11 protein-coding genes are annotated in these 15,509 nt (G+C 64.2%); all 11 read left to right on the top strand.

Annotated features, from left to right (window positions below; all coding sequences use genetic code 11):
• Window positions 1-239 precede the first annotated feature (239 nt).
• The 11 genes from AC1RRP_RS08115 (at window position 240) to AC1RRP_RS08065 (ending at window position 15,508) form a co-directional block, all read left to right on the top strand.
• Complete coding sequence (locus tag AC1RRP_RS08115; RefSeq protein ID WP_493034981.1) at window positions 240-2,393, top strand: protein-disulfide reductase DsbD family protein; 2,154 nt, start codon at window positions 240-242, stop codon at window positions 2,391-2,393.
• Between the two features lie 16 nt (window positions 2,394-2,409).
• Entirely contained in the window at window positions 2,410-3,021 is a 612-nt protein-coding gene (locus tag AC1RRP_RS08110; protein ID WP_493034979.1) for a redoxin domain-containing protein, read from the top strand.
• Window positions 3,021-3,443 carry a CoA-binding protein gene (locus tag AC1RRP_RS08105; RefSeq protein WP_493034977.1) on the top strand — a complete coding sequence of 141 codons (423 nt, stop codon included), beginning with the start codon at window positions 3,021-3,023 and terminating at the stop codon, window positions 3,441-3,443. Before AC1RRP_RS08110 ends, AC1RRP_RS08105 begins: the two co-directional genes overlap by 1 nt.
• Window positions 3,436-3,804, top strand: coding sequence for a hypothetical protein (locus AC1RRP_RS08100; protein WP_493034975.1), 369 nt, complete (start codon window positions 3,436-3,438; stop codon window positions 3,802-3,804). The genes AC1RRP_RS08105 and AC1RRP_RS08100 overlap by 8 nt, the downstream gene beginning before the upstream one ends.
• Window positions 3,805-3,848: 44 nt before the next feature.
• Window positions 3,849-4,949: a uroporphyrinogen decarboxylase gene (gene hemE / locus AC1RRP_RS08095; protein ID WP_493034973.1), complete on the top strand. Its 1,101-nt coding sequence runs from the start codon at window positions 3,849-3,851 to the stop codon at window positions 4,947-4,949.
• Between the two features lie 376 nt (window positions 4,950-5,325).
• Window positions 5,326-7,398 carry a replication restart helicase PriA gene (priA, locus tag AC1RRP_RS08090; protein ID WP_493034971.1) on the top strand — a complete coding sequence of 691 codons (2,073 nt, stop codon included), beginning with the start codon at window positions 5,326-5,328 and terminating at the stop codon, window positions 7,396-7,398.
• Between the two features lie 312 nt (window positions 7,399-7,710).
• Complete coding sequence (locus AC1RRP_RS08085) at window positions 7,711-8,316, top strand: restriction endonuclease subunit S (RefSeq protein WP_493034969.1); 606 nt, start codon at window positions 7,711-7,713, stop codon at window positions 8,314-8,316.
• A gap of 21 nt (window positions 8,317-8,337) precedes the next feature.
• Entirely contained in the window at window positions 8,338-9,864 is a 1,527-nt protein-coding gene (locus AC1RRP_RS08080; RefSeq protein ID WP_493034967.1) for a type I restriction-modification system subunit M, read from the top strand.
• A complete protein-coding gene (locus AC1RRP_RS08075; protein WP_493034965.1) occupies window positions 9,857-10,984 on the top strand; it encodes a virulence RhuM family protein in 1,128 nt (375 codons plus the stop codon). The genes AC1RRP_RS08080 and AC1RRP_RS08075 overlap by 8 nt, the downstream gene beginning before the upstream one ends.
• Window positions 10,974-12,200, top strand: a complete 1,227-nt coding sequence (locus AC1RRP_RS08070) for a restriction endonuclease subunit S (protein WP_493035516.1) — start codon at window positions 10,974-10,976, stop codon at window positions 12,198-12,200. Before AC1RRP_RS08075 ends, AC1RRP_RS08070 begins: the two co-directional genes overlap by 11 nt.
• A complete protein-coding gene (locus AC1RRP_RS08065; protein WP_493034963.1) occupies window positions 12,197-15,508 on the top strand; it encodes a type I restriction endonuclease subunit R in 3,312 nt (1,103 codons plus the stop codon). Before AC1RRP_RS08070 ends, AC1RRP_RS08065 begins: the two co-directional genes overlap by 4 nt.
• The last annotated feature ends 1 nt before the right edge of the window (window position 15,509 follow it).

The raw sequence follows: 15,509 nt of genomic DNA, 5'->3' as shown, positions 1-15,509 counted from the left end.
TGGATCGAGCTTTTCATGGACAGGCCAGGATGGACGGCCTGCGGTCATCTCCACGCATTATTCGGACCCGGGCCCGGGCGTGGAATTTGATAGTGTCTATGAGGCCCATAGGGAATTCAAGGTTTTCAGCCCTGGCTTATATTCATGGTTGGCCTGCGCTGCCCGCCCTGCGGTTGGCGTCTGCGGGGAACTTGCACCCGTCTGGCGCACTCCCACCTGTTTCCCCCACCCTGGTACCCATGACCTCTCTCCGGCTTCTGCGCTCCCTGCTGCTGGCCCCGCTCTTTGCCGCCGCCGCCCTCTTTGCTCCGTACGCCAGTGCACAGGTGAGTGCCCAGAAGGCCGTCGTCACCACCGACCAGGCCCGTACCGAACTGCTGGCCCATGCGCCTGAAGGCGTGTCCCCCGGCCAGCCGGTCTGGGTGGGCCTGCAGATCGCGCACAAGGAACACTGGCACACCTACTGGAAAAACGCCGGCGACTCCGGCCTGCCCACCGTGCTGGAATGGACGCTGCCGCCGGGCGTCCAGGCCGGCGAGATCGCCTGGCCCATCCCGAAGAAGATCTCGGTCGGTCCCCTGGTCAACTACGGTTATGAAGGCACGCTGCTGCTGGCCGTGCCGCTGACCATCACGCCCGACTTCAAGCCGCCCCTGCTGGGTGACGAGCTCACCGTCAAGCTGCGCGCCAGCTGGCTGATCTGCAAGACCGAGTGCATCCCCGAGGAGGGCGAGTACACCCTGCGCATTCCGCTCAAGGGCTCCACCGCGCTGAATGGCCCCACTTTCGAGGCCGCGCTGAAAGCCCAGCCCCGGGCGTTGGACGCCGGCAAGAACAGCCGCATCCAGATCGACGGCCAGACCCTCAAGCTCACCGTTGCGGGCCTGCCCGCCAGCCTGCAGGGCAAGCCGCTCGACGCCTTCCCCGAAATCGCCGAAGTCATCAACCCCTCGACACCCTGGCAGCAACGCTGGCAGGGCGCCGTGTGGACGGCTGAACTGCCGCTCATGGCGCAACGCAGTGCCAGCCCCGCGCGGCTGCCCGTGGTGCTGACCCAGGGGGGCCAGGGCTGGCGCATCGAGCTGCCGGTCAACGGCAACTGGCCGGCCAGCGCCGCGCCGGCCGCCCTCTCGCCGGCGCTGCAGGCGGCCCTGGCCGCCAATGCCGCACAAGTGCCGGCGGCCGCGCCGCCGCTGGGCTTCTACGCCGCCCTGCTGGGCGCGCTGATCGGCGGCCTCATCCTCAACCTCATGCCCTGCGTGTTCCCGGTGCTGGCCATCAAGGTGCTGAGCTTCACGCGCCACGCCGACGACCACCGCAGCCACCGCATCAGCGGACTGGCCTATACCGCCGGGGTCATCGTCAGCTTCGTGCTGCTGGGCCTGCTGCTGCTGGGCCTGCGCGCCGCCGGCGAGAGCCTGGGCTGGGGCTTCCAGCTACAGGACCCATGGGTGGTGGCCGCCCTGGCCGCGCTGTTCACCGTCATTGCGCTCAACCTGGTCGGCGTGTTCGAGTTCGGCCAGTTCGCGCCCAGCTCGCTGGCGGCCTTCCAGGCGCGCCATCCGGTGATCGACGCCTTCCTCACCGGCGTGCTGGCCGTGGCCGTGGCCTCGCCCTGCACCGCGCCTTTCATGGGCGCCTCGCTGGGCCTGGCCGTCACGCTGCCGCCCGCGCAGGCCCTGTTGATCTTCGCCGCGCTGGGCCTGGGCCTGGCACTGCCCTACCTGACTGTCAGCTTCGTGCCGGCCTTCGCGCGCCTGCTGCCCAAGCCGGGGGCGTGGATGGACGCGCTGCGCAAACTTCTGGCCTTCCCCATGCTCGTCACGGTGGTCTGGCTGGTCTGGGTCATGGGCCACCAAAGCGGCGTGGACGGCGCGGCCGCCCTGCTGACCCTGCTGATCGCGCTCAGCGCCGTGATCTGGGCGCTGACGCTGCAGGGCCGCCTGCGCACGGTGATCGCCGCGCTGCTGGTCGCCGCCGGCGCCTGGGCGGCCTGGGCCCTGGGCCCCTACATGTTCAAGATCGAGAACACCACGGCCAGCCAGGCCAGCGGCGAACGCTGGTCGGCCTGGAGTCCCGAACGCGTGCAGACCCTGCTGGCCGGTGGCCAGACGGTCTTCGTGGACTACACCGCCGCCTGGTGCGTGACCTGCCAGTACAACAAGCAGACCACGCTGGCCGACGCGCAAGTGCTCGCCGACTTCGATGCCAAAAACGTCGTGATGTTGCGCGCCGACTGGACCCGGCGCGACCCGGCCATCACCGCCGCCCTGGCCCAGCTGGGCCGCAACGGCGTGCCGGTCTACGTCTTCTACCGCCCCGGCCGTGCGCCCCAGGTGCTGTCCGAAGTGCTGAGCGTGGGCGAAGTGCGCCAGGCACTGGCCGCCCTCTGAAACACCGGAGTTCACCGTGATACCTCGCCTGCTCGCCGCCCTGTTCTTCCTGTGCAGCGTTCTGTTGCCGGGCCCGGCCTCGGCCGCCTTGGGCCTGGGCCAGACCGCCCCCGACATGGCACTGACCGACCTGCAGGGCAAGCCGGTCCGCCTGAGCGACTACCGCGGCCGCCACGTGGTGCTCGAATGGAACAATCCGGGCTGCCCCTTCGTGCGCAAGCACTACCGCAGCGGCCAGATGCAGGCCCTGCAGGCCGAGGCCCGGGGCAAGGGCGTGGTCTGGCTCACGGTGAACTCCACCGCCGACGGCAGCGCCGACTTCCTGACACCGCAGCAGATGGCACGCTGGCTGGCCGAGCAGAAGGCCGCGCCCAGCTCTGCCGTGATGGACGAAAGCGGCGCGCTGGGCCGGGCCATGGGCGCGCGCAGCGCGCTGCACATGTTCATCCTCAACCCGCGCGGTGAACTCATCTATGCCGGCGCCATCGACAGCATCCCCTCGACCAAGGCGGAAGATATCCAGACCGCCACCAACTACGTGCGCCAGGGCCTGAAGGAGGCGCTGGCCGGCCAGCCGCTGAGCGTGGCCACCAGCCGGCCCTACGGCTGCCCCATCACCTACCGCTGATGGACCAGGCCGACGACATCCGCTGGGTTCTGGACCACTGCCGCACGGTGGCCGTGGTCGGCCTCTCGCCCAAGCCGCACCGCGACAGCTACATGGTGGCGCGCTACATGCAGGCCCACGGCTGGCGCATTGTGCCGGTCAACCCCATGGCCAGCGGCCAGACCATCCTGGGCGAGCCGGTCTATCCCAGCCTGACGGAAGCGGCGCGCCACGAGCGCATCGCGCTGGTGAACTGCTTTCGCAACAGCGCCGACATCCCGCCCATCGTGGACGAGGCCGTCGCCATCGGCGCGCAGGCCGTGTGGATGCAGCTGGGCGTGGAACATGCAGCCGCCGCAGAGCGGGCGCGCCAGGCCGGGCTGCGCGTGGTGCAGAATCGCTGTCTGAAAATCGACCACGCACAGAACCAGAACCATGAGTGAGACAGCTACCCCCGGCATCGTCGACGGCCCCGAGCCGATCTACGTGCCTTTTGAAGAGTTCCGCACCGGCCTGCCCGCCGGGCGTTTCCGTCTCATCGTCAACCCGGAGCGTGCGCGCAAGTACGTCAAGCACCGCCTGATGCTGACCGCGCTCATCCTGCCCATCATCGGCACCGGCATCGGCATGGCCTATTTCGGCTACCCCTGGCTGGGCCTGGGCCTGGTGCTGTTCGGCGTGGGCGCGCACCGCGTGGTGGCCCACCAGGCGCCCAAGATCCTGCTCTACATGGCCACGCACGACATCCGCATCTACCGCGAAGCGATCGACTTCGAGATCCTGGAAGTGCGCCTGGCCCAGTAGCCGGCCCGGCCGGGGGCCCGGCCAGCCTGCGACAATCGGGGGCTATGAGTTCCAGCTACGCCCCCCTGCAAAACGACACCTTCCTGCGCGCCTGCCTGCGCCAGGCCACAGCCTACACCCCCCTGTGGCTCATGCGCCAGGCCGGGCGCTACCTGCCCGAGTACTGCGCCACGCGCGCCAAGGCCGGCAGCTTCATGGGCCTGGCCACCAACGTGGACTACGCCACCGAGGTCACGCTGCAGCCCCTGGCGCGCTACCCGCTCGACGCCGCCATCCTGTTTTCCGACATCCTCACCGTGCCCGACGCCATGGGCCTGGGCCTGTCCTTCGCGCAAGGCGAGGGCCCGCGCTTTGCCACGCCCGTGCGCGACGAGGCCGCGGTCGCCAGGCTGGCCGTGCCCGACCTGGACAAGCTGCGTTACGTCTTCGACGCCGTCACCTCCATCCGCAAGGCCCTGAACGGCCGCGTGCCGCTGATCGGCTTCTCCGGCAGCCCCTGGACCCTGGCCTGCTACATGGTCGAGGGCGCGGGCTCGGACGACTATCGCCTGGTCAAGAGCATGCTCTACAGCCGCCCGGACCTGATGCACCGCATCCTGCAGGTCAACGCCGACGCCGTGGCCGCCTACCTGAACGCGCAGATCGACGCCGGCGCGCAGGCCGTGATGGTCTTCGACAGCTGGGGCGGCGTGCTGGCCGACGGTGCCTTCCAGGAATTCAGCCTGGCCTACACGGCGCGCGTGCTCGCCGGCCTCAAGCGCAACGGCGTGGACGGCAAGATCGTGCCGCGCATCGTCTTCACCAAGGGCGGTGGCCTGTGGCTGGAACAGATGGGCCAGCTGGACTGCGAGGTGCTGGGCCTGGACTGGACCATGAACCTGGGCAAGGCGCGCGCGCTGGTCGGCGGCAGCAAGGCCCTGCAGGGCAATATCGACCCCAATGTGCTGTTCGCCCCGCCTGCGGCCATCGAGGCCGAGGTCAAGAAGGTGCTGGAAAGCTTCGGCGCCCCGCACCGCGACCCCAAGGCCAGCGGCCCCACGCAGATCTTCAACCTGGGCCACGGCATCAGCCAGTACACCCCGCCGGACCATGTGTCCGCGCTGGTCGAAGCCGTGCACACGCATTCGCGGCGGATGCGGGCCTAGACCGTCAAGACCGGGCACGTCATGGTTTTCCCGAATTCCGGTGCCCAAGCCTGGCAGCCCCAAAAATGCTCAGTGCAGACTCACTTATGCACAAAATCCGTGCTGCGGTGCGCCAAAGTGCCCCCCGGGGGGTGACTGTTGCTACAAAACCAATAGCGTCGGTAAGTTGTTGATTTATAAGAAATTAGCTCTTTGCTTTTTTTGAGGGCATTTTGAGCAAAGCCTTGATTTTCAAGGCTTCGGCGCGGCTCATGACAAGCTATCAACAAAGTTATCCACAGAAACCTTGGATCGTTCTCAAAGTCATTCCAGATCAAGCACTTAGCGCGACTTTCGACAGTCGGCATGAAGACTTGGCCCCAAGCACCTCCTTCGCATGACGCAGCCGCTTCCCGTCCTGGTCCAGACCCCGGCCCACAGCCAGGTGGCCGGCACGCTGAGTTATCTGAGTGAGCCGGCACTTGCGGCTGGCACGCTGGTGCGTGTGCCGCTGGGCCGGCGCGAGACCCTGGGCATCGTCTGGGATGCTGCATCGCAAGGGCAAACCGAGGTCGAAACCAGCCGCCTGCGCCCCATCGCCACCGCGCTCACCGCCCTGCCCCCGCTCAGCGCCGCCTGGCGCCAGCTGGTGGGTTTTGCCGCCAGCTACTACCAGCGCGCCGCCGGCGAGATCGCCCTGGCCGCGCTGCCGCCCCAGCTGCGCGAACTCAGCAGCGAACAGCTGGCGCGCCGCCTCAAGCGCCCGGCCGTGGCCGCCGGCGGCGCCCCCGCCGCCAGCCGGCCCACGCTGACGCCCGAGCAGGCCGAGGTGCTGGCGCAGATCGAGGCCCAGGCCGGCCCCTTTTTGCTCTTCGGTGCCACCGGCAGCGGCAAGACCGAGGTCTACCTGCGCTGCGTGCAGACGCTGCTGGAACGCGAGCCCGAGGCCCAGGCCCTGGTCATGGTGCCCGAGATCAACCTCACGCCCCAGCTGGAGGAACGCTTTGCCGCGCGCTTTGGCGCCGAGGTGGTGGTCTCGCTGCACAGCGGCATGACCAACCCGCAGCGCCTCAAGGGCTGGCTGGCCGCCCACAGCGGCGCGGCGCGCATCGTGCTGGGCACGCGCATGGCGGTGTTTGCCTCCATGCCGAAACTGCGCCTGGTGGTGGTCGACGAAGAACACGACCCCAGCTACAAGCAGCAGGAGGGCGCACGTTACTCGGCGCGCGACCTGGCCGTCTACCGCGGCCGGCTCGAAGGCGCCAAGGTCATCCTGGGTTCGGCCACGCCCTCACTGGAGTCCTGGCACCACAGCCGCCCGCTCGCCGAAGGCGGGCGTTATGTGCGCCTGCTCATGCCCAGCCGCGTGGGTGACGGCAGCGCGCTCCCGCTGGTGCGGCGCGTGGACATGAACCACCAGCCCAAACACGCGGTCTTCTCGCCCCCGCTGCTGGACGCCATCAAGGCCCGCATCGCCAAGGGCGAGCAAAGCATGGTCTTCCTGAACCGGCGCGGTTACGCCCCGGTGCTGCATTGCAGCGACTGCGAGTGGAAAAGCGAGTGCCCGCACTGCAGCGCCTACCGCGTCTTCCACAAGCTGGACCGCACCCTGCGCTGCCACCACTGCGGTTTCACTGAACGCGTGCCGCGTGCCTGCCCCGGCTGCGGCAGCCCCGACATCCGCCCCATGGGCCGCGGCACCGAGAAGCTGGAAGAACACCTGGCCGAACTGCTGGCCGACGTGCAGCGGCGCGATGGCACGCCGGTGCGCATCGCCCGCATCGACGCCGACACCACCAAGCTCAAGGGCGAACTCGAAGCCCAGCTGGCCCAGGTGCACAGCGGCGAGGTGGACGTGCTGGTGGGCACGCAGATGATTGCCAAGGGCCACGACTTCCGCCGCATCACCCTGGTGGCCGCCGCCAACCCCGACAGCGCACTCTTCTCCAGTGACTTCCGCGCCCCCGAGCGCCTGTTCAGCCTGCTCATGCAGGCCGCCGGCCGCGCCGGGCGTGACGCGGGCATCAGCGCGCAGAGCGAGATGTGGGTGCAGACCCAGCACCCCACGCACCCGCTGTACGAAAACCTCAAGAAACACGACTACCCGGGTTTCGCCGCGCAGCAACTCAAGGAACGCGAACAGGCCGGCCTGCCGCCCTACAGCTTCCAGGCGCTGGTGCGGGCCGAGGCGCGCACGCAGGAGACCGCGCAGGCCTTCCTGAACGCGGCCAGCACCTTGGGCACAGAAGCGGCCGCCTTACTCAAGGTCACGCTCTACCCGGCCGTGCCCATGAGTGTGCAGCGCGTGGCGAATGTGGAGCGGGCGCAGATGCTGATCGAATCGCCCTCACGCGCGGCGCTGCAGCGTTTTCTGGCGGGCTGGCATGACACGCTGCATGCCGTACGGCAGGGGCCCGAAGGCAAGGGGCTGATCCGCTGGGCGGTGGATGTGGATCCGTTGACGATTTGACGGACGGCACAGGAGCCGTTGCGGGCCATCCTTCGGCGGGCGTAACCGACTCAGCGGTTGCAGTTCTCCAGGCTCGGGGTCGGAACTCACGGCTTCGGGCTCATTCCCGTCGTTAAGGGTGGAGTCCCCCAAAGAGAATTCCAGCGTGAAGCTTACGGCCCGAAGAGAGGCCTGAGGGCTTGACCGAAGAAGTCCTGGCGTTGCAACGCCAGGCTATGCGACATAGGCGCGAATCTACCCAGAATAACAGCATCAATCGATATGATGCAAATAAATCCAACATCCTTCTAAAATTTGTATAAAATATGCGTCATGACGATTGATGCACAAAGTTTTGCTATCGGTGGATTGGCCTCCCTGCAGGGGGGCTACCCCTTTCGCGGCTCTATCGAGGAGTCGGCCGATGGTGGCACTCTGGCTGTGCAGATGAAGGACGTTGACCCCGACCATGGGGTGAACTGGTCAGGCGTTATCCGCACATCCCTCGCTGGCCGCAAGGAGCCAGACTGGCTCAAAGCCGGTGACGTGCTGTTTGTTTCCAAGGGCGCTAGGTTCTACGCTGTCTGTATTGACGAGCCTCCCAGTGCCGCCGTGTGCAGCCCACACTTCTTTCTGCTTCAAGTGATGCCACGGGCGCCGCTGCTGCCGGCCTTCCTGGCGTGGCAGATCAACCAACCCCCATTCCAGCGTCAGCTTCAACAAGCAGCTGAAGGCAGCAGCCAGTTGAGCATCCGTCGACCCGTACTGGAATCGCTCACGCTGTGCTTGCCGTCGCTGGCAGACCAGCAACGCATCGTGGCTCTGGCCGACCTCGCCCGTCAGGAGCGCCACACCCTGCACCAACTCATTTACAACCGCGAGCAACAACTCCAGGCGCTTGCGGAAGGTCTGGCGCATGCCGCACAGGCTGCTCACTGAACAACCCAGGGAATCAACACCATGAACGACACCACCACCGAAATCACCTCTGTCAGCCAGGACGATATCAACGCCGCCGTCTGGGCCGCCTGCGACACCTTCCGCGGCACCGTGGACCCGAGCATCTACAAGGACTTCGTCCTGACCATGCTGTTCCTCAAGTACGTGTCGGATGTCTGGCAAGACCACTACGACGCCTACAAGAAGCAGTACGGCGACCACCCCGAGTTGATTGAGGAAATGCTCAAGAACGAGCGTTTCGTGCTGCCCGCCAGCGCCAGCTTCTATGCCTTGCACACCTTGCGGCACAGCCCCGGCAACGGCGAACGCATCGACAAGGCCTTGCATGCCATTGAAGAGGCCAACATCACCAAGCTGCGCGATGTGTTCCAGGACATCAGCTTCAACCAAAACAAGCTGGGCGACGAGCAGCAGAAGAACGACATCCTGCGCCACCTGCTGGAAGACTTCGCCAAGCCCGAGCTGGATTTGCGCCCCAGCCGCGTCGGTCAGCTCGACGTGATCGGCAACGCTTACGAGTTCCTCATCAAGAACTTTGCATCCACTAGCGGCAAGAAGGCCGGCGAGTTCTACACCCCGCCCGAAGTCTCCGCACTCATGGCACGCCTGATGGCGCCGCAAGAGGGCGACGAAATCTGCGACCCCACCTGTGGCTCAGGCTCGCTGCTGATGAAATGCGGCCGCCTGATCCGCGAGAACACCGGTTCACGCAAGTACGCGCTCTATGGGCAAGAAGCCATCGGCAGTACCTGGGCGCTGGCCAAGATGAACATGTTTCTGCACGGAGAGGACAACCACCGCATCGAATGGGGCGACACCATTCGCAATCCCAAGCTGCTCGACGGCGCGGCCAGCCTCAAGCACTTCGACATCGTGGTGGCCAACCCACCGTTCAGCCTGGAAAAGTGGGGCTTCGAGGGGGCTGACGCCGACAAGTTCGGCCGCTTCCGCCGCGGCCTGCCGCCGCGCACCAAGGGTGACTACGCCTTCATCCTGCACATGATCGAAACCATGAAGCCCGGCACCGGCCGCATGGCGGTGGTTGTGCCGCACGGGGTGCTGTTCCGTGGCGCCGCCGAGGGGCGCATCCGCCAGAAGCTGATCGAAGAGAACCTGCTCGACGTGGTGATCGGCCTGCCCGAAAAGCTGTTCTACGGCACCGGCATCCCCGCCGCTGTACTGGTGTTCCGCAAAAACAAGGCCGACGACAAGGTGCTGTTCATCGACGCCAGCCGCGACTTCGAGGCCGGCAAGAACCAGAACCTGCTGCGCGAGGCCGACTTGCAGCGCATCCTGACCACCGCCGCCGCACGGCAGAGCGTGGACAAGTACGCCTACCTCGCCACCCCGGCCGAGATCGCCGAGAACGACTACAACCTCAACATCCCGCGCTACGTGGACACCTTTGAGGAAGAAGCCGAAATCGACCTGATGGCCGTGCGCAAGGAGCGCGAGCAACTCAAGGCCGAACTGGCCAGCCTGGAAACGCAGATGGCCGTCTATCTCAAGGAGCTGGGTTATGAATGAGCGCAAAGCCCCCTCCCGCAAGGCGGGCGCCAAGGCCATAACAGTCGCCCCCGGCCTCACGCGTTCATCGGCCGCCGAGTACCTGACCTTCGTGGCCGCTGCAGGCCAGGGCGGCGTGGAGGCCATCTACGCCGACGAAAACGTCTGGCTGAGCCAGAGGATGATGGGCCAGCTCTACGACGTGAACGTCCGCACGATCAATGAGCACCTGAAAAAAGTCTTTGCCGACCGTGAACTGCAAGAGGACTCAGTTATCCGGAAATTCCGGATAACTGCCACCGACGGCAAAAGCTACGACACCCTGCACTACAACCTGAGCGCCATCATCGCGGTGGGCTACAAGGTCAACTCCGAGCGTGCGGTGCAGTTTCGCAAATGGGCCAGCGCCATCGTCGAGTCCTTCACCCTCAAGGGCTTCGCGATGGACGACGAGCGCCTGAAAAACGATGGCTCAGTCCTGACCCAGCGGTATTTCGAAGAACAACTGCAGCGCATCCGGGAAATCCGGCTGTCCGAGCGCAAGTTCTATCAGAAGATCACCGATCTCTATGCCACGGCCATCGACTACGACGCCCAGGCCCTGGCCACCCAGCGTTTTTTTGCCACCGTGCAGAACAAGCTGCACTGGGCCATCCACGGGCAGACGGCGGCAGAGGTCATCCACAGCCGCGCCGACGCCAGCAAAGACCACATGGGCCTCACCTCCTGGAAAGACGCCCCTGCGGGCAAGATTCAAAAATTTGACGTGGTAGTGGCCAAGAACTACCTGACGGAAAGCGAAATGGCGCAACTGCAGCGCCTGGTGTCCGCCTATCTGGATCTGGCCGAAGACATGGCTCTGCGCCAGATCCCCATGACCATGCAGGACTGGGAGACGCGCCTGAACCGCTTCATCGCCGCCACCGATCGGCAGGTGCTGCAGGACGCAGGCCAGGTCACGGCAGAGATCGCGAAAGCCCACGCCGAGAGCGAGTTCGAGAAATACCGGATCGTGCAGGATCGGCTGTACCAGTCGGACTTTGATCGTTTGCTGGAAGGGCGGGGTGGCGCGGGTGAGACGCTTGTAGTCGAAGCAGAGCCGCAACCGCCTAAGAAGAAGGGGGGGCGTGATGCTGCCTGAAGGATGGAAGAAACAAACAGTCGACGAATGCGCAGACTTATTGACTGGCAATGCGTTCCGCAGTGAAGACTATGTGGAAGCTGGGGAATCAGCAGTAAGGTTACTTCGCGGAGACAACATCATTCAAGGCTCGCTACGCTGGGACGATGCTAAGCACTGGGCAACTCCCTACGCCGAAGCTCTCCAACGATATGAAATACGAGCGGGTGACATCGTCCTTGCGATGGATCGTCCAATTGTGAATGCCGGGCTGAAGTGCAGCGTTGTTCGACAGCAGGATTTACCTTCGCTATTGGTTCAGCGAGTGGCCAGACTTCGCGCGAAGAAGAATTTCGATCAAGGTTACCTGGCACATGTTCTACAGACGCACCGGTTCATCGAGCATCTGAGAGGGCAAAAAACCGAGACGGCGGTTCCTCACATCAGTCCGAATGACATCAGAGGGTTTGAGTTTCCATGCCCATTGAACCCCGATGAGCAGCGCCGCATCGCCCAAATCCTCTCCACCTGGGATCAATCTATTGCTATTGCTGAGCGACAGTTGACGAACAGCATCCAACAGGCAGAAGAATTCAGTAACGCGGTGCTTAGTGGACACAAGCGGTTTGGCAATTTCGGCCTATGGAAACCCAAGCCGTTGTCAGAGATGATTCGAGAAAGCCGTGTGGTGGGCTCAGGCGGCCATGTGGCCAAGAAGCTCACTGTCAAGCTATATGGGAAAGGGGTCGTCGGCAAGTCTGAGAAGCGGCTAGGTAGTGAATCGACGCAGTATTACCGCCGCTCCGCAGGGCAGTTCATCTACAGCAAGCTCGATTTTTTGAACGGCGCGTTTGGCATCGTCCCCGATCCGTTGGATGGCTATGAGAGCACGCTTGATTTGCCGGCCTTCGACTTTCTCGATGGGGTTGATCCCAGATGGTTCCTGCACTACGTCTCAAGAGAGTCCTTCTATGTTGCGCATCTTGGTTTAGCTAACGGCGGGCGGAAGGCTCGGCGTGTTAATCCAGCCGACCTTCTGCGCATCTCAATTAAAGCTCCATGCCTGGCGGAGCAAGTACGCATTGCCGATGCGATAGACCTCTTGCAGGCGGCGGTAGACCTCCATGATCGGCAGCTTGCCCTGATGAGAGGAGAGAAAGCCGCCCTCATGTCCCAACTCCTAACCGGCAAGCGTCGCGTCAAGTTGCCCGAAGCCGAAACAGAGGTGCAGGCATGAACACCACGCCCAACTCCCGCGAACAGTACAGCGCCCATCTGCCCGCGCTGTACCTGCTGTGCAACCTGGGCTGGAACTTCATCACCACGGCGCAGGCACTGGCCCTGCGCGGCAGCACGCGCGAGGTGCTGCTCAAGCCCCGGTTGGTCGAGGTGCTGCAAACCCGGCGCTACGAATACAAGGGCCAGTGGTATCCGCTGTCACCCAGCGGCATCGACCAGATCGTGCGGGAGTTGTCGGCGCTGAGCCTGGCCGAGGGGCTGATGCCCGCCAACGAGCGGCTGTACGGCAAGCTGGCGCTGGGCATCACGGTGACGGAGTTCATGCCCGATGGCAAGAAGCACCAGCCCACCATTCCCGTGATCGACTGGGCCCAGACAGAAGCCAACCGCTGGGATGTGACCGAAGAACTGGAGGTGCTGGCCGCTCAAGGCACGCACCACCGCACGCCCGATGTGGTGGCCTATGTGAACGGCATTCCGCTGGTGGTGATCGAGGCCAAGCGGCCCGAGTCGGGCGGCGGCAGCCACCCCGCCAAGGCGATGGTGACGGAGGGCATCAGCCAGCACCTGCGCAACCAGCGGCCAGACGAGATTCCCAACCTGTTTGCCTACGCCCAGCTGCTGCTGTCCATCAGCCAGACCGAGGGGCGCTACGGCACCACGCACACGGCGGCCAAGTTCTGGGCCAAGTGGCGGGAAGAGGAGTTTGACGAGGCGCACATGCAGGCGCTCAAAAATGCTGCTCTCAAGTCCGACGTGCGCGCTGCGCTGTTCGAGGGCAAACCTGCCGCGCTGGCTGCGTATTTCGACACGTTGTGGAGCGCGCCCATGCAGGCCACCGAGCAGGACCGCTTGCTGGTGAGCCTGTTGACTCCGGCACGGTTGCTCGAATTCCTGCGCGGTTATGTGTTGTTCGACCGCAAGGTGGGCAAGATTGTGGCCCGCTACCAGCAGTTCTTTGGCATCTGTGCGCTGCTGGCGCGCATCAGCCAGAAGAAGCCTGAATCGCAAGGCGGTGGCCGCGAGGGTGGCGTGGTGTGGCACACCACGGGGTCGGGCAAGAGCTTCACCATGGTGTTCCTGACCAAGGCGCTGCTGTTGGTCGATGCCCTGAAGGAATGCCGCGTGGTCGTGGTAACCGACCGCATTGACCTGGAAACCCAGCTCGCCCGCAACTTCATGAGCGGCGGCGCCTTTGGCTCCAGCATCGCCACGCAGAAAGACGGCGAGAAGAGCCGCACGCTGTCTGGTCGTGACCTGGCCCAGCGCATCGGCAAGGGCACTGAGCGCATCACCTTCACGCTGGTGCACAAGTTCAATACAGCGTCCAAGCTGCCGGAGTGCCGCAACGACTCTGCCGACATGATCGTGCTGGTCGATGAAGGCCACCGCAGCCATGGCGGCGAGACGCATGAGCGCATGAAGAAGGCGCTGCCCAAGGCAGCCTACATCGCCTTCACCGGCACCCCTTTGCTCAAGAACGAAAAGACGGCCAACAAGTTCGGCCCTATCGTGCACGCCTACACCATGCAACGTGCGGTGGAGGACGAAACCGTGGCCCCGCTACTTTACGAAGAGCGTGTGCCCGAGCTGGACATCAACGAAGAGGCTGTGAACCGCTGGTTCGAGAAGATCACCAGCAACTTGAGCGATGCCCAGCGCACCGACCTGAAAAAGAAGTTTGCCAAGAAAGGCGCCATCTACGGCGCTGCCAACCGCATTGAGTTGATTGCCTGGGACATTGCGACCCACTACAACGAGAACATCAAGAAGCTGGGGCTCGGCCTGAAAGGCCAGGTAGCCACCGACAGCAAGCTCGACGCCATTCGCTACAAGAAGTCGCTGGACGACACCGGCTTGGTGACCAGTGCGGTGGTGATCTCGGCCCCGGACACCCGCGAAGGCAATTCCGATGTGGACGAGGACACCTTGCCCGAGGTGCAGAAGTGGTGGAAGCAGGCCATGGCCACCTGCGGCAACGATGCAGAGACCTATGAGAAACAGGTGATCAATGACTTTGGCACGGACGGCGACCCCGACTTGCTGATCGTCGTGGACAAGCTGCTGACTGGCTTCGATGAGCCCCGCAACACGGTTCTGTACATCGACAAGCCGCTGAAAGGGCACAACCTGATTCAGGCCGTGGCACGCGTCAACCGCCTGCATGACGCCAAGCGGTACGGCGTGCTGGTGGATTACAGAGGCATCTTGAAGGAACTCGACACCGCCATCCGCGCCTACCAGGACCTGGAAGCCCGTACGCAAGGCGGCTTTGACATCAGCGACCTGGAGGGTCTGTATCACCCCTTCAGCACGGAGTACAAGCGCCTGCCTGCCTTGCACGATGCGCTGTGGTCGTTCTTCACTTCGGTGACCAACAAGCTCGACCGTGAGCAGTACCGGCAGGTGCTGGCACCGAAGTTCGTGAAGGGCAGCGACGGCGAGGAGTACGACGAGCGGCAGAAGCTGCGCGACGACTTCTACGAGGCACTGACTGCCTTCGGCCTGTGCTTGCAGACCGCGCTTTCATCACGCAGCTTCTTTGAAGACAAGAGTTTTTCTGAGGCACAGATTGCCCGGTACAAGGCCGACCTCCGCTTCTTCACCGAGCTGCGCCAGACCGCCCGCCGTGATGCCATGGAGACCGTGGATTACAGCGTCTACGAAGAGCAAATCCGCAAACTGGTGGACAAGCAGGTCATCGGCACAGAGGTGCGAGAACCTGAAGGGGTGTATTTGGTACATCAGTTGGGGCAAGCAGAAGACCCGAAGGACTGGTCGGAAGAGAAAACGCGCAACGAGACCGACATGATTCGCACCCGGCTACGCAAGACCATCGAGCAGGAACTGGCGGCCGACCCCTATGCGCAGAAGGTGTTTGGCGAACTGCTGCGCCAGGCCATCGCCGAAGCAGAGGCCATGTTCGACCATCCGCTTCAACAGTACGCGCTGTTCAAGTCCTTTGAGGAAAAGCTGGATGCCCGAGCAACCCCTGATATGCCGGGTGCATTGGCGGACAAGCCCCACGCGAAAGCCTACTTTGGCGCGATTCGTCTGGTGCTGGGGGACGAGGCCTTTGCCGCACTGAGTGGCGAGGCGACGGACAAGCTGGTGCAACAGGCGATTGCGATGGACACCATGGTGCGGGACGCCGTGGCAGAGAACTCACTCAACCCACAGAACATCGAAGCCGCCATCCGCAAAGGCTTGCTGCCCCTGCTGTTTGGCACGTTGGGATTGGACAACGCGAAGCTGGTGGTGGAGCAAGTCATCCAGATCACGCGTGTCGGGCTGAACAAGTCTTGAG

This window comes from Hylemonella sp. GW821-FHT12C09 (assembly GCF_058807395.1).
Note: the sequence above shows the minus strand (reverse complement) of the source record. Positions and strands in the feature narration are given on the sequence as shown.

Coding starts and splice junctions, on each gene's coding strand:
- AC1RRP_RS08075 (WP_493034965.1), top strand. CDS start 9,857: ATGAATGAGCGCAAAGCCCCCTCCCGCAAGGCGGGCGCCAAGGCCATA.
- hemE (WP_493034973.1), top strand. CDS start 3,849: ATGAGTTCCAGCTACGCCCCCCTGCAAAACGACACCTTCCTGCGCGCC.
- AC1RRP_RS08080 (WP_493034967.1), top strand. CDS start 8,338: ATGAACGACACCACCACCGAAATCACCTCTGTCAGCCAGGACGATATC.
- AC1RRP_RS08085 (WP_493034969.1), top strand. CDS start 7,711: ATGACGATTGATGCACAAAGTTTTGCTATCGGTGGATTGGCCTCCCTG.
- AC1RRP_RS08100 (WP_493034975.1), top strand. CDS start 3,436: ATGAGTGAGACAGCTACCCCCGGCATCGTCGACGGCCCCGAGCCGATC.
- AC1RRP_RS08070 (WP_493035516.1), top strand. CDS start 10,974: ATGCTGCCTGAAGGATGGAAGAAACAAACAGTCGACGAATGCGCAGAC.
- priA (WP_493034971.1), top strand. CDS start 5,326: ATGACGCAGCCGCTTCCCGTCCTGGTCCAGACCCCGGCCCACAGCCAG.
- AC1RRP_RS08105 (WP_493034977.1), top strand. CDS start 3,021: ATGGACCAGGCCGACGACATCCGCTGGGTTCTGGACCACTGCCGCACG.
- AC1RRP_RS08115 (WP_493034981.1), top strand. CDS start 240: ATGACCTCTCTCCGGCTTCTGCGCTCCCTGCTGCTGGCCCCGCTCTTT.
- AC1RRP_RS08065 (WP_493034963.1), top strand. CDS start 12,197: ATGAACACCACGCCCAACTCCCGCGAACAGTACAGCGCCCATCTGCCC.